Here is a 12,936-nt window from a genome sequence, read left to right as displayed (position 1 = left end):
ACCGTCGGCCCACAACCCATCACGGGAAAGACACCATGGGGCAAATCATCACCGAACAGGGGAATGGCTATCGCAAGGCCGTCGCCGTCATCGTCCAGGACGTGCTCAAGGCGCACGAACTCCTGACGCGGCAACGGCGCCAGGAGGCCATCGACACGCTGGCGAGCCTGCGTTCGCTGATCGCCTCGGTGGCCGACGCGGCCGAACTCGGTCGCGCCCAAGCGAAGCGCGATCACGAGATGCTCGAACACCAGAAGGAGGAACTGATCCTCCGGTCCAACGCCCTGTTCGAACAGGAGCGCGAGACCCTGCGGGCGATCGCCGACCTGAAGCGGCAGATCACCGTCGACCAAGCCAACCAGCAGATTGTCGAGAAGGACGAGTACGCCCTGAAGGTGCGGATCGCGGAGGTGAGCCAGCGACTCAACACGGCGCGGGAGCACGCCGACGAACTCAAGAAGTGGTTCTGGGTCCCCGGTTACGGCACCTATTTGGCCGCCCGGACCGTCATCGAGGGGGATGTCCAGGTGCTCATATCGTCCCAAGGGGAATGGGAATCGCTGATCCGGGCCGACGAGGATCTCCGCAAGGTCCTGGCTCGGCTGGAGCAGGCGTTGATCAAGCTGGAACGCGAACTGGTCGAGACGGAGGACCGCGTCCAAGCCTTGGCCAAGATCCGGCAGGACATCGACCTGCGAAAGGGTGAGGCCAGCCGACGCCTGGTGATGATGATGAAGGTGGATGACCTGTTCGCCCGGCTCGAAGTCAGGATCTCGGATATCCAGTCCAAAGTCGTCGATGTCGCCGATGTGGTCGAGCAACTTCAGGGGAACATCGTCCTGTCGGTGGACCCCGACGGGCGCGAGGTCCTGCTGTCCATGCGTGCCGCCTTGGATAGCTTCGCCACCGCCCTCGATCAGGGGGGCACGCCGCGCCTGTGATCCAGACCGTCCGTAGCCGCGGCTCCGATCCCCCGCGCCGGCAAGGCGATGACGCCGCTCATCCGCCGGACAGGACGTGAAGCGAGGCGTCCCAGTAGGGTACCGGGCCGAAGCGGCCGGCCAGGAAGTCGACGAAGACGCGGACCTTGGGCGACAGGTGGCGGCCGTGCGGATAGACCGCGTGGACGGCGCTGTCGCCCGCCGCGAAGTCCAGCAGGGCCACGTCCAGCTGGCCGCGCGCGATCTGCTCGCCGATGATGAAGGTCGGCAGGACCGCGATACCGAGGCCGGCGACGGCGGCCTCCCTCAGCACCTCGCCGTTGTTGACCCGGAGCGAGCCCGTCACCTTGACCGAGCGGGTGGAGCCTCCGACGGTGAACTGCCATTGATCGGCCAAGGGCGCGTTGGTGTAGAGCAGGCAGTTGTGGCCGGTCAGGTCGTCGGGATGGCTGGGCCGGCCATGGGATTTGAAATAGGCGGGACTGCCGACGACGACCATGCGATTGGGCGCCAGCCGGCGGGCGACCAAGCTGCTGTCGCGCAGGCGTCCGATGCGGACCGCGACATCGTAGCCCTCCTCGATCAGGTCGATGTAGCGGTCGTTCAGGTCCATGTCGATCTCCACCGCGGGGTGGCGGCGCAGGAACTCGGCGATTGCGGGGGCGATGTGCATCATGCCGAACGACATCGGCGCGTTGATCCTGAGCGTTCCACGCGGCAGGGCGTGAAGGTCGGCGACGGAGCGCTCCGCCTCCTCCACGTCGGCGACGATCCTGGCGCAACGGTCGTAGAAGGCCCGGCCAACCTCGGTCAGGCTGAGACTGCGGGTCGTGCGGTTGAGCAGACGCGCCCCTAGGCGATTCTCCAGATCGGAGACGCGGCGGCTGACGGCCGACTTGGACAGGCTCAGGCGATCGGCGGCCTGTGTGAAGCTGCGCGCCTCCACGACGCGTATGAACAAGACCATGTCATCCAGCCGGTCCATGGTTCGGTCGCCCCATCCTGGTGTCTGACGGCTATTGTTGCGTTGGAAAGAACAATGAAGTGAGAATGTCAGGGATTATCAGGGCGGGCGCAACGTCCTAAATTCCATCCAGTCAAGACGGACCACCCCGGGATCATCCCTCGGGATCACATGGCAGGGAGACGAGACATGGCTAAGGTTCTGGTACTCTATTACAGCACGTACGGCCACATCGAGACGATGGCGGGCGCGGTCGCCGAGGGCGCCCGGTCGGTTCCGGGCACCGAGGTCACGATCAAGCGCGTGCCCGAGCTGATGCCGCCGGATGTCGCGGCCAAGGCCGGCGTCAAGATGGATCAGGTCGCCCCGGTCGCGACCCCGGCCGAACTGGCCGATTACGACGCCATCATCTTCGGCACGCCGACCCGTTTCGGCAATATGGCGTCGCAGATGCGCAACTTCCTTGACCAGACCGGCGGGCTGTGGGCCCAGGGCAAGCTGATCGGCAAGGTCGGCAGCGTCTTCGCCTCGACAGCCACGCAACACGGTGGCCAGGAGAGCACCATCCTGTCGTTCCACACGACGCTGCTGCACCAGGGCATGGTGATCGTCGGGCTGCCGTACAGCTTCGCCGGCCAGACCCGGATGGACGAGATCACCGGCGGCTCGCCTTATGGCGCCACCACGCTGGCGAGCGGCGATGGCTCGCGCCAGCCGAGCGCCAACGAGCTGGACGGCGCCCGCTTCCAGGGTCGCCACGTCGCGGAGATCGCGTCGAAACTCCACGGCTGATGTTGAAGGACCGTGCCGCCCGCTTCCCCGGAAGGGGAGGGGGTGGCGCTGGTTCCCGCACACGAGAGGAGATGGTTCCATGGGTTTGCTGATCGAGGGACACTGGCACGACCAGTGGTACGACACGAAATCGACCGGCGGCGCGTTCAAACGCCAGGAGAGCGCGTTCCGCGACTGGGTGACCGCCGACGGATCGTCGGGGTTCAAGGCTGAGCCGGGACGCTATCACCTCTATGTGTCGCTCGCCTGCCCCTGGGCGCACCGGACATTGATCTTCCGCAAGCTGAAGAAGCTGGAGGACGCCATCTCGGTGTCGGTGGTCGAACCGCTGATGCTGGAGAACGGCTGGGAACTGGCGCCGGGCGCCGACCCGGTCAATGGCAAGAGCTATCTGTATCAGGTCTACACCGAGGTCAAACCGGACATGACCGGCCGGGTCACCGTACCGGTGCTGTGGGACAAGCAAAAGCGGACGATCGTCAGCAACGAATCGGCCGAGATCATCCGGATGCTCAACAGCGAGTTCAACGCCTTTGGCGATGGCTCGACCGATTACTATCCGGCCGACCTGCGCGGCGCGATCGACGAGATCAACGCCTATGTCTACGACCGGGTGAACAACGGCGTCTACAAGACCGGTTTCGCGACGGAGCAGGCGGTCTATGAAAAGGCTTTCGACCAGCTGTTCGAGGCGCTGGACACGCTGGAGGAACGGCTGGGCGGCCAGCGGTATCTGGTCGGCGACCGGCTGACCGAGGCCGACTGGCGCCTGTTCACCACGCTGGTGCGGTTCGACGCCGTCTATGTCGGGCACTTCAAGTGCAACCTGCGGCGGATCGCGGACTATCCGAACCTGTCGAACTACCTGCGCGAGTTGTACCAGATCGATGGCGTGGCCGAGACGGTCAGCTTCGAGCACATCAAGCGGCACTACTACGGCAGCCACAAGACCATCAACCCGACCGGCATCGTGCCCAAGGGCCCGGCGCTGGATCTCGACGCGCCCCACGACCGCCATCGGTTCTGACCGGACCGGCCCCGGAATTGGCACCAGACAGGATCTTCCGCGATGATCAACGTCATTCCCTTCGACTCTCTGGGCCAGTTCCAGAACGATTGGCTGGCCGCCCGCTATCACTTCAGCTTCGCCAATCACCATCATCCGGACCGAAACGGCTTTGGTCCGCTGCTGGTGTGGAATGACGACGCGATCCAGCCCGGCACCGGCTTTCCCCGCCACGGCCACCGCGACATGGAGATCATCACCTATGTCCGCGAAGGCGCCATCACCCACGAGGACCACCTGGGCAACCAGGGCCGCACGGTGGCTGGCGACATCCAGGTGATGAGCGCCGGCAAGGGCATCCTGCACGCGGAGTTCAACCGTGAGTCCGAGGTGACCCGGATCTTCCAGATCTGGATCATGCCGGACGCCGCCGGGCATTCGCCGCGTTGGGAAACCCGCGCGTTCCCGAAGGGCGAGGCGGCGGGCCGGCTGGTGACGCTGGCGTCCGGCCGGGAGGCCGACAAGGGCTCCGGCGCCCTGTGGATCAACCAGGACGCGGCCTTGATCGGCGGCACCCTGCCGGAGGGCGCCACCGCCGCGTATGACATCGAGTCGGGCCGGCGGGCCTATCTGGTGGTCGCGAAGGGCCGCTTGCGGGTCAATGGCGTCGAGGTCGGCGAGCGGGACGGTGCCACGATCGAGGGCGTGGACAGGATCGAGATCGTCGCGGCGGCGGATGCCGAGGTCCTGATCGCCGATCTACCCTGAGATATCGAGGGATTTGGTGCGCCGCGGTGATTCGGATCCCGCCTGTTAACTTTCGATAAAGCGGATACGTCGATACTCCGTGAAGTTGTCCCGCATCAGCTTCGCAGAGATCGACGGCATGTCGGCTAAGCCTTTCACCGCAGAACTGCAACGTCGTGGCCTGCCATTCCGGCAGGGAGCGCTGGCCGAGGCCGAGTCCGCCGAGGCTCCGGTTTCCGCCGCCAATCCGCTTCCCACCGCGACGCCCGCCGAGTTCATGGAGGCGATCGTCCGCATCGAACGCCGGTTGGACGAACTGGCGGCGATCCAGCCCCAAGTGGCGCAGGTCGTGGCGGCGGAAGTCGCCGATCCAGATGGTCCGGATGTCGCCGACCTCCAAAAGCGCATCCAGGCGACCCAGATCGAGATCGCGGCGCTCCGCCATCCCAAGGCCGAGCAGGACCGGCTGGTCGTCGCTGGCGAGGAACTGGCCGCCATCGTCAGCGCCACCGAGCACGCGACCAATGGCGTGCTGAGCGCCGCCGAGCTGATCGAGAAGACGGCGGTCAAGCTGAAGGCGCGCACCAGCGACGCGGGGGAGAAGGCTGATCTGGACGGCATCATGGACGCCGTCGTCAGCATCTTCGAGGCTTGCAACTTCCAGGACATTACCGGCCAGCGGATCGGCAAGGTGGTCCGCACGCTCGACTTCATCGAGGAGCGGGTCGTCAACATGATCCAAACCTGGGGGCCGGAAGCCTTCGCCAACCTGCACACCGCCGTCGAGGTGCCGGTCGCCGAGGAGGCGAAGCTGCTGAACGGGCCGCAGCTTCAAGGCAAGGCGATCAGCCAGTCGGAGATCGACGCGCTGTTCGGCTGAGGCGGGGCGCGGTTCTTAAGCCCGCTTGTCGAGCGTCAACTCAACAGCATGCAACCGTAGGTCGGCTAGAGCGAAGCGGCAGCCGACGCCACCCCCGACGCGCCGGCTTGTCGGCTGCCGCTTCGCTCTAGCCGACCTACGGTTGATTTTCAGCTTTAGAAAACAGTTTTTGGGACTCACTCCGCCGCCAGCGGCATGCAGCCCGCCAGGACGTCGATCAGGTCGCGTTTCTGGAAGGGTTTGACCAGCACGCCGGTGGAGCCGGCTTCAAGCCAAAGCAGCTTCTCCGCCAAATCGGCGTGGGCGGTCATGCCGACGATCGGCATCGTCGACGGGGCGCATCCGAGCGCGCGGATCGCCGAGGCGACGGACGGGCCGCTCATGTCGGGCATGGTGGTGTCGAGCAGGACCACGTCGAACGGCTGGCGCCGCACCTCTTCGATGGCGTCGGCTCCACTGGTCACGGTCCGCACGTGATAGCCGGCCCGCATCAGCATGAGCCTCGTCACCAGCTTGCTGGCCTCGCCGGCATCGGCCAGCAGGGCGCTTGGCCGGGTTCCGGTGACTTGATCCTCAGCAGCCTGATCCTTCTCCGGTTTCGGCGCGTCGGCCGATGGCAGGCTCAGGTGCAGGCGGAAACTGCTGCCCTGGCAAGGCACGCTCGTCCATGTCAGTTCGCCGCCCAGGGCCGCCGCCAAGCGGCTGGCGATCGCGAGGCCGAGACCGCATCCTCCATGACGCCGGTGTGCCGAACTGTCCTCCTGCGAGAAGGCGTCGAACACGTTGGCCCGGTAGTCGGGATGGATGCCGATGCCGGTGTCGTTGACCGCGATCACGAATGACGTGAGACGGTCCCGCGCGACCCCGACGCGCTCCACCACGGCGGAGACGCCGCCTTGGTCGGTGAACTTGACGGCGTTCTCCAGCAGGTTGCGGACGATCCGCGCCAGCTTCTGACGGTCGCCATGGAGGGCTTTCGGCAAGTCGGGGTCGATCCTGAAACTCACCCGCAGGTTCTTGGCCCGCGCCGCCGGAGCGACCCTTTCGACCTCGGTCGCGATCAGGTCGGCAAGCTCGAACCGGCTGTTCCGGAGTTCGACCGGTCCGGCCTCCAGCTTGGTGAAGTTCAGGATCTCGTCGACCACCTGGGCCAGCGCGCGGCCCGAATTGCGGGCCGTTTCAAGAAAGTAGTCGCGATCCTCGCGTGACGCGCCGTCGGCGAGCAAGTCCAGCGCGCAGACGACGCCATTCAGGGGGGTGCGGATCTCATGGCTCATCAGCGCCAGGAATGTCGCCTTGGCGCGGTCGGCCCCGTGATCGTCGGCGAGGGTGTGGCACGCCTGGTCCCGGACGGAGCGACGGAAGGTCAGCGCCACGCCGTCATTCGCCGGGACGGCCGAGTACTCCAGCAAGCCCACCGTTCCGCCGGACGACGCCTCGAAGCGCGCCGCCACGCCGGTTTCCGCGACGGCGGCCAGGCGGGCGAGGAGGCGGGTGTCCGAACCTGGCGGAAGGGTCGCCAGCAGCGGCATGCCGATCAGGTCGGCGGTCGACCGGTCGAGCAGCCGACCGCCTTCCTCGTTGACCATCAGCCAGCGGAAATCGACGATTCGACCATCCTCGCCGGTGATCGCCCCCAGCAGGGCCATCCCGTCGAAGGCCGACGCGAGGAGCGTCCCCAAGGCTCCGTCAATCCACCGCGATTCGGGGACGCCGCACTTCGATGCTGGCGGAACGCGCGATGGATGGGGCATGTTCTGCGAAGTCCGGAGTATCGAGTTGCAAAATGCGAAGCAGCTTGCATAAACCGAAGGATATAGGTCACCGCGCTGTTCCGCTTCATGGGTCACAGCAAGCGCCGGGCCAAATTCTCCGGCGCCGGGCGTGTTTCCGCTGAAATGTGTGGGAGAATAACCGAATGTCGCGGCGGATCACGGGATTGTGGCTGGTGCTGGCCGCTTTGAGCGGTGGGGTGGCGGTCGCGACCGGCGCCTATGCGTCCCATGGTCTGGGCGACCCGCGCGCCGTCGAGCTTTTCCGGATCGCCGGGCAGTATCAGATGTGGCACGCGCTGGGCCTCGGCGGTGTCGCGGCGCTGGCTCGGTTCGGGGCCGGCGAGGGCAGGGCGGGGTGGCTGCTGGCCGTCGCCGGATGGTGCTTCGTGGCCGGGACGGTGCTGTTCTGTGGCGCGCTTTATCTGCTGGCGATCCAAGGGCCGAGTCCGCTGGGAGCCGTGGCTCCCGTCGGGGGCATCGCGTTCATGGTCGGCTGGCTCGCACTGGCGGGGGTCGGGGTTCGGTGGATGGCCGGGCCGGCGCGGAACGGGGGGTGACGTCGGAGGAAGGGGATGATCAGGCGGTGGCCGGCACGGGCGACGGGTTCTTGCGGGTGAGCTTCGGCGCGCAGTAGAGATCGTGCAGCACCTTCATCACGGCGGCCGCCTCCTCTCCCTTCAGGGAATAGTAGATCGTCTGCGCCGATCGGCGGGTCCGGACCAAGCCGTCACGGCGCAGGCGGGCCAGATGCTGGGACAGCGCCGACTGGCTCAACTCGACCAGCGATTCCAGTTCACCGACCGATTTCTCGCCCAGGGCCAAGTGGCACAGGATCAGCAGGCGCCGCTCGTTCCCCATGGCTTTCAGCAGCTTGCTCGCGTCATGCGCGCTTTCACGAAGATCATCAATAGTCATGCTGACGCGATTCTTTCGATACCATCGGCCAATACCACCGGCCGTCCCGCGTTCACCCTGGAGGAACCGGGAAGCAGACCACCATTATATCGGCTATCCAATTGTCAGCGTAAAGATTTTTCGATTTTCCAACACCCGATGCCCATGACCGGGCACCGGGACTTCAGACGGGGGTCGCCATGACAATCCAAAAGACGACAGTCCACAAGCTCGACGCCAAGGATCTCACCTGCCCCTTGCCGGTGCTGCGCGCCCGGAAGGCGATGAGGCACCTCGCTCCCGGCGACGTGCTGGAGATCGAGGCGACCGATCCGGCGGCGCTCAAGGATTTTCCGGCCTTCTGCGAGGCGACCGGCAACGAGCTGGTCTCGGTCGAACAAGCCGGGACCGTCCACATCTTCAGGATCAGGAAGCCGGCCTGAGTCCCCGCGCGACCCCCTGGATGCCGATCGCCTGAATTCGGACGGGGGCGCGGCAAGATGGCGCTCCCGCCCGGCGGGAATAACCGCGGCGCGGTCTCGAACGTTGGCGGATACTCCGAGGCGCCTGGCTTCGAGCCCTGGGGAGGCCGCCTCGGGGATCGCGAAACCGGCTTGAGCCGTGAGGCGTGGCGCAGCAGATTCCCGATGCATTCCGCCGGGTGATCTGTGACCATGCCCTCACGCGGGGAAACGCACAGAAAAAAGAAGAAGCCGTCATGTACACCTCCCTCTTCAGCCACCCCTCCTGCATCGACCACGACACCGGCATCGGCCATCCGGAATGCCCCGAGCGGCTCAAGGCCGTCCTGGCGGCGCTGGAAGGCGAGGCGTTCCACTTCCTGGACCGACGCGTGGCGCCGCGCGCCGAGGTCGAGCAGCTGGCGCGGGTCCATCCCGCCGACTACATCGAGCGCGTCCTGGCGGCGATCCCGTCGGAGGGGATGGTCGAGCTGGACAACGACACCATCCTGTGCCCCAGTTCCGGCGAGGCGGCACTGCGCGCCGCCGGCGCCGTCTGCGCCGCCGTGGACGCCGTGATGTCGGGCGAGGCGCGCAACGCGTTCTGCGCCACGCGGCCGCCCGGCCACCACGCCGAGCGGGAGCGGGCGATGGGCTTCTGCCTGTTCAACAACGTCGCGGTCGGTGCCGAGCAGGCGCGCAAGGTCCACGGCATCAGCCGCGTGGCGGTGATCGATTTCGACGTCCACCACGGCAACGGCACGCAGGATATCTTCCAGGACGATCCGGGACTGTTCTACGCCTCGACCCACCAAGCCCACCTGTATCCCAACACCGGCCTGCCGGAGGAGCGGGGTGTCGCCGACAACATCGTCAACGTCCCCCTGCCCGAGATGGCCGGCAGTCCGGAATTCCGGCATGCCATGATGACGAGGGTCTTTCCGGCGCTCGAGCATTTCCAGCCCGAGCTGATCATGATCTCGGCCGGGTTCGACGCCCACACCCGCGATCCGCTGGCCAGCCTGCATCTGGTCGACGACGATTATGTCTGGGTGACTCGGAAACTGGGCGAACTCGCGCGCGAGTACTGTGGTGCCCGCATCGTATCCACCCTGGAAGGGGGGTACGACATTCGCGCTCTTGCCTCGAGTTGCGCGGCGCACGTACAGGAGTTGATGGCGGCGTGATCATGCCTTTCGATTCCGGGGAATGAGCGCGCCACGTGGTCAGGGTCCCAACCCGGACTTGCGGATGGCAAGGCGACCGCCCTAAAGTCGCCAAGGTACCCTGGTGACGGTAGGATGATGGCAGAGCCCGCAATACCCCCCGATGTAGCGGCGTTGAGTTTCGAGGATGCCCTTGGCGAGCTGGAGCGCATCGTGCGCCAGCTCGAGGAGGGGCGCGCCAAGCTTGATGACGCGATCTCGTCGTACGAGCGGGGCACGTCGCTCCGCCGCCACTGCGAGGCCAAGCTTCGCGAGGCTCAGGCCAAGGTCGACCGCATCACCGTCGCGGCCGACGGATCGATCGGCGCCGAACCCGCGCGGATCGAATGATGGCCCCGGACTCCCAAGCGAATTCCCAAGCCGCCCTCGCCACCGCGATGGGCGAGGCGGCGGAACTGGTCGAACAGGAGATCGACCATCTCCTGCCGATGTCCGAACTGACCGAGGCCAAGCTGTTCGAGGCGATGCGCTACGCATGCCTGGGCGGCGGCAAGCGGCTTCGCCCCTTTCTGGTGCTGAACAGCGCCGGCTTGTTCGGCGTCGCCCGCGACTGCGCCGCGCGCGTCGCGGCGGCGGTCGAGTTCGTCCACTGCTATTCGCTGGTCCATGACGACCTGCCGGCGATGGACGATTCCGACCTGCGGCGCGGCCGTCCGACCGTCCACAAGCGGTTCGACGAGGCGACGGCAGTGCTGGTCGGCGACGGGCTGCTGACCTTGGCGTTCGAGGTGCTGGCGGACCCCGCCACCCACGAGGACCCCAAGATCCGCTGCGCGCTGGTGGCGGCTTTGGCCAAGGCGGCTGGGATGCACGGCATGGTCGGTGGCCAGATGCTGGACCTGATCGCCGAGACCACCGAGTTCGACATGGGTTCGACCACCCGGCTGCAACGGCTGAAGACCGGCGAGATGATCGCCTTCTCCTGCTGCGCCGGGGCGATCCTGGGCCGCGCCTCGCAGCCGCAGGCCCAAGCCCTGCACAATTACGCTCACGACTTGGGGCTGGCGTTCCAGATCGCCGACGACCTGCTGGACATCGACGGCGACCCCGCCGTCACCGGCAAGCCGGTCAAGCGGGACGCCGCCGCCGGCAAGGCCACTTTCGTTTCGATTCTGGGGGTCGAGCGCGCGCGTGATCAGGCCCGCCTGCTCGCCGACCAGGCCGCCCGCCATCTCGATATCTTCGATGGCCGGGCGGATATGTTGAAAGCCGTCGCAACCTATGTCGTTGAGCGGCGTCAATGAGCGGCGCGCCTGACCAGAGGAGGTTGTATTGACCGCACCCAGCAAGACCCCGTTGCTCGACCGCTGTGGCGTCCCGTCCCAGATCCGCAAGCTCAAGCCGGACCAGTTGCGCCAGTTGGCGGATGAGTTGCGCGTGGAGACGATCGACGCGGTGTCGGTTACGGGTGGCCATCTGGGCGCCGGCTTGGGCGTGGTCGAACTGACCGTGGCGCTGCACCACGTCTTCGACACGCCGAACGACCGGCTGATCTGGGATGTCGGCCATCAGGCCTATCCGCACAAGATCCTGACCGACCGCCGCGACCGCATCCGGACGCTGCGCCAGGGAGGCGGCCTGTCCGGCTTCACCAAGCGGTCGGAGAGCCAGTACGATCCGTTCGGCACGGCCCACAGCTCGACCTCGATCTCGGCCGGCTATGGCATGGCGGTGGCGAACCGGCTGTCGGGCAAGAATAACCACGTGATCTGCGTGATCGGCGACGGCGCGATGAGCGCCGGCATGGCGTACGAGGCCATGAACAACGCCGGCAGCGACGACAAGTCGCGCCTGATCGTGATCCTGAACGACAACGACATGTCGATCGCCCCGCCGGTCGGCGCCATGAGCGCCTATCTGTCGCGGCTGATCTCGTCCAAGCCCTATATCAGCCTGCGCCACTTGGCCAAGGACATCGCCGAGCGGTTCCCCCGCCCGTTGAAGCAGGCGGCGCGCCGGGCGGAGGAATACGCCCGCGGCATGGTGACCGGCGGCACCCTGTTCGAGGAGATGGGCTTCTACTACGTCGGCCCGATCGACGGCCACAACCTGGATCATCTGCTGCCCGTGCTGCAGAACCTGCGCGACAGCGAGGACACCGGCCCCGTGCTGGTCCATGTCGTGACCCAGAAAGGCAAGGGCTTTCCGCCCGCCGAGGCCTCGGCCGACAAGCTGCACGCCGTCTCCAAATTCGACGTGGTGACGGGTGCCCAGGCCAAGGCCAAGTCCAACGCGCCGACCTACACGCGGGTCTTCGCCCAGGCGCTGATCAAGGAGGCCGAGGCCGACGACAAGATCATCGCGGTGACCGCCGCGATGCCGTCGGGCACCGGGCTGGACCTGTTCGACAAGCGCTTTCCCGAGCGGATCTTCGACGTCGGTATCGCGGAACAACACGCGGTGACCTTCTGCGCCGGCTTGGCGACGGAGGGCTACAAGCCGTTCGCCGCGATCTACTCGACCTTCCTGCAGCGCGGCTACGACCAGGTCGTCCATGACGTGGCGCTGCAATCGCTGCCGGTCCGCTTCGCGATCGACAGGGCCGGGCTGGTCGGCGCCGACGGCGCCACCCACGCGGGGGCCTTCGACACGGCCTATCTGGGCTGCCTGCCGAACATGGTCCTGATGGCGGCGTCGGACGAGGTCGAGCTGATGGACATGGTGGCGACGGCGGCCGCGATCGACGACCGGCCCAGCGCGTTCCGCTATCCGCGCGGCGAGGGCGTCGGGCTGGACATGCCGGAGCGGGGCCGGGTGCTGGAGATCGGCAAGGGCCGCGTCGTCCAGGAGGGCTCCAAGGTCGCCTTGCTGAGCTTCGGCGCGCGCCTCCAGGAGTGCCTGATCGCCGCCCAGGATCTGGCGGCGCGCGGCTTGTCGACCACGGTGGTCGACGCCCGCTTCGCCAAGCCGCTTGACGAGGACCTGATCCGGCGGGTCGCGACCGAGCACGAGGTCGTCATCACGATCGAGGAGGGCTCGGTCGGCGGTTTCGGCAGCTTCGTCCTGCATTTCCTGGCCGGCGCCGGCCTGTTGGACCAGGGGCTGAAGATACGGACGATGGTGCTGCCCGATACCTTCCTCGACCATGACACCCCCGCCAAGCAGTACGAGGAGGCCGGCCTCAGCGCCCGCCACATCGTCGCGACGGCGCTGAAGGCGATGGGTATCGACGTCTTGGCCCAAGGGGTGGCCAGGGCCTGACCTTCAGGGCGGCATCCGCCTGGAACACCGCCACGCGCGCCGGGAGCGA

Annotated in this window: 14 protein-coding genes; 11 read left to right on the top strand and 3 right to left on the bottom strand. The window is 66.6% G+C overall.

Going from position 1 to position 12,936, the window contains the following annotated elements; all coding sequences use genetic code 11:
- The first annotated feature begins 35 nt into the window (after positions 1-35).
- Complete coding sequence (locus N825_RS15430; protein WP_037453441.1) at positions 36-941, top strand: hypothetical protein; 906 nt, start codon at positions 36-38, stop codon at positions 939-941.
- A gap of 58 nt (positions 942-999) precedes the next feature.
- On the opposite strand, the gene N825_RS15425 is transcribed toward N825_RS15430, so the two are convergent.
- A complete protein-coding gene (locus N825_RS15425) occupies positions 1,000-1,926 on the bottom strand; it encodes a LysR family transcriptional regulator (RefSeq protein ID WP_037453439.1) in 927 nt (308 codons plus the stop codon).
- 168 nt (positions 1,927-2,094) lie between these two features.
- Here N825_RS15425 and wrbA point away from each other — a divergent pair, with 168 nt between their 5' ends.
- The 4 genes from wrbA to N825_RS15405 all read left to right on the top strand — a co-directional run bounded on the left by wrbA (position 2,095) and on the right by N825_RS15405 (position 5,330).
- Positions 2,095-2,697 carry an NAD(P)H:quinone oxidoreductase gene (gene wrbA, locus N825_RS15420; protein ID WP_037453436.1) on the top strand — a complete coding sequence of 201 codons (603 nt, stop codon included), beginning with the start codon at positions 2,095-2,097 and terminating at the stop codon, positions 2,695-2,697.
- 79 nt (positions 2,698-2,776) lie between these two features.
- Entirely contained in the window at positions 2,777-3,724 is a 948-nt protein-coding gene (locus N825_RS15415; protein ID WP_037453434.1) for a glutathione S-transferase family protein, read from the top strand.
- 42 nt (positions 3,725-3,766) lie between these two features.
- The gene (locus tag N825_RS15410) at positions 3,767-4,471 is read left to right on the top strand and encodes a pirin family protein (protein WP_037453431.1); all 705 of its coding nucleotides are present in this window, start codon (positions 3,767-3,769) and stop codon (positions 4,469-4,471) included.
- Positions 4,472-4,550: 79 nt separating this feature from the next.
- Positions 4,551-5,330: a protein phosphatase CheZ gene (locus N825_RS15405; protein WP_051512413.1), complete on the top strand. Its 780-nt coding sequence runs from the start codon at positions 4,551-4,553 to the stop codon at positions 5,328-5,330.
- 176 nt (positions 5,331-5,506) lie between these two features.
- Here N825_RS15405 and N825_RS15400 read toward each other — a convergent pair whose 3' ends face one another.
- Complete coding sequence (locus N825_RS15400; protein WP_051512412.1) at positions 5,507-7,012, bottom strand: ATP-binding protein; 1,506 nt, start codon at positions 7,010-7,012, stop codon at positions 5,507-5,509.
- Positions 7,013-7,248: 236 nt separating this feature from the next.
- Between N825_RS15400 and N825_RS15395 the strand changes: the two genes are divergently transcribed.
- Positions 7,249-7,662, top strand: a complete 414-nt coding sequence (locus tag N825_RS15395) for a DUF423 domain-containing protein (protein ID WP_037453429.1) — start codon at positions 7,249-7,251, stop codon at positions 7,660-7,662.
- 19 nt (positions 7,663-7,681) lie between these two features.
- Here N825_RS15395 and N825_RS15390 read toward each other — a convergent pair whose 3' ends face one another.
- Positions 7,682-8,020, bottom strand: a complete 339-nt coding sequence (locus tag N825_RS15390) for an ArsR/SmtB family transcription factor (protein ID WP_037453427.1) — start codon at positions 8,018-8,020, stop codon at positions 7,682-7,684.
- Positions 8,021-8,199: 179 nt separating this feature from the next.
- On the opposite strand from N825_RS15390, the gene N825_RS15385 reads away from it, so the two are divergent.
- The 5 genes from N825_RS15385 (at position 8,200) to dxs (ending at position 12,887) form a co-directional block, all read left to right on the top strand.
- Positions 8,200-8,442, top strand: a complete 243-nt coding sequence (locus N825_RS15385) for a sulfurtransferase TusA family protein (protein WP_037453425.1) — start codon at positions 8,200-8,202, stop codon at positions 8,440-8,442.
- A gap of 275 nt (positions 8,443-8,717) precedes the next feature.
- A complete protein-coding gene (locus N825_RS15380) occupies positions 8,718-9,647 on the top strand; it encodes a histone deacetylase family protein (protein WP_037453424.1) in 930 nt (309 codons plus the stop codon).
- A 117-nt stretch (positions 9,648-9,764) separates the two neighbouring features.
- Positions 9,765-10,016: an exodeoxyribonuclease VII small subunit gene (locus tag N825_RS15375; protein WP_084164770.1), complete on the top strand. Its 252-nt coding sequence runs from the start codon at positions 9,765-9,767 to the stop codon at positions 10,014-10,016.
- The gene (locus N825_RS15370) at positions 10,016-10,930 is read left to right on the top strand and encodes a polyprenyl synthetase family protein (RefSeq protein ID WP_037453728.1); all 915 of its coding nucleotides are present in this window, start codon (positions 10,016-10,018) and stop codon (positions 10,928-10,930) included. Before N825_RS15375 ends, N825_RS15370 begins: the two co-directional genes overlap by 1 nt.
- A 28-nt stretch (positions 10,931-10,958) precedes the next feature.
- A complete protein-coding gene (dxs, locus tag N825_RS15365) occupies positions 10,959-12,887 on the top strand; it encodes a 1-deoxy-D-xylulose-5-phosphate synthase (protein ID WP_037453422.1) in 1,929 nt (642 codons plus the stop codon).
- Positions 12,888-12,936: the final 49 nt, after the last annotated feature.

The organism is Skermanella stibiiresistens SB22, from assembly GCF_000576635.1.
Taxonomy (GTDB): Bacteria; Pseudomonadota; Alphaproteobacteria; order Azospirillales; family Azospirillaceae; genus Skermanella; species Skermanella stibiiresistens.
The sequence above is the reverse complement of the archived record's forward strand: the minus strand, read 5'-3'. Positions and strand labels throughout refer to the sequence as shown.

What these genes read in the sequence shown, in the direction of transcription:
- N825_RS15395 (WP_037453429.1), top strand. Translation starts at nt 7,249, where the DNA reads ATGTCGCGGCGGATCACGGGATTGTGGCTGGTGCTGGCCGCTTTGAGC.
- wrbA (WP_037453436.1), top strand. Translation starts at nt 2,095, where the DNA reads ATGGCTAAGGTTCTGGTACTCTATTACAGCACGTACGGCCACATCGAG.
- N825_RS15425 (WP_037453439.1), bottom strand. Translation starts at nt 1,926, where the DNA reads ATGGACCGGCTGGATGACATGGTCTTGTTCATACGCGTCGTGGAGGCG.
- N825_RS15380 (WP_037453424.1), top strand. Translation starts at nt 8,718, where the DNA reads ATGTACACCTCCCTCTTCAGCCACCCCTCCTGCATCGACCACGACACC.
- N825_RS15385 (WP_037453425.1), top strand. Translation starts at nt 8,200, where the DNA reads ATGACAATCCAAAAGACGACAGTCCACAAGCTCGACGCCAAGGATCTC.
- N825_RS15390 (WP_037453427.1), bottom strand. Translation starts at nt 8,020, where the DNA reads ATGACTATTGATGATCTTCGTGAAAGCGCGCATGACGCGAGCAAGCTG.
- N825_RS15430 (WP_037453441.1), top strand. Translation starts at nt 36, where the DNA reads ATGGGGCAAATCATCACCGAACAGGGGAATGGCTATCGCAAGGCCGTC.
- N825_RS15410 (WP_037453431.1), top strand. Translation starts at nt 3,767, where the DNA reads ATGATCAACGTCATTCCCTTCGACTCTCTGGGCCAGTTCCAGAACGAT.
- N825_RS15370 (WP_037453728.1), top strand. Translation starts at nt 10,016, where the DNA reads ATGGCCCCGGACTCCCAAGCGAATTCCCAAGCCGCCCTCGCCACCGCG.
- N825_RS15375 (WP_084164770.1), top strand. Translation starts at nt 9,765, where the DNA reads ATGGCAGAGCCCGCAATACCCCCCGATGTAGCGGCGTTGAGTTTCGAG.
- N825_RS15415 (WP_037453434.1), top strand. Translation starts at nt 2,777, where the DNA reads ATGGGTTTGCTGATCGAGGGACACTGGCACGACCAGTGGTACGACACG.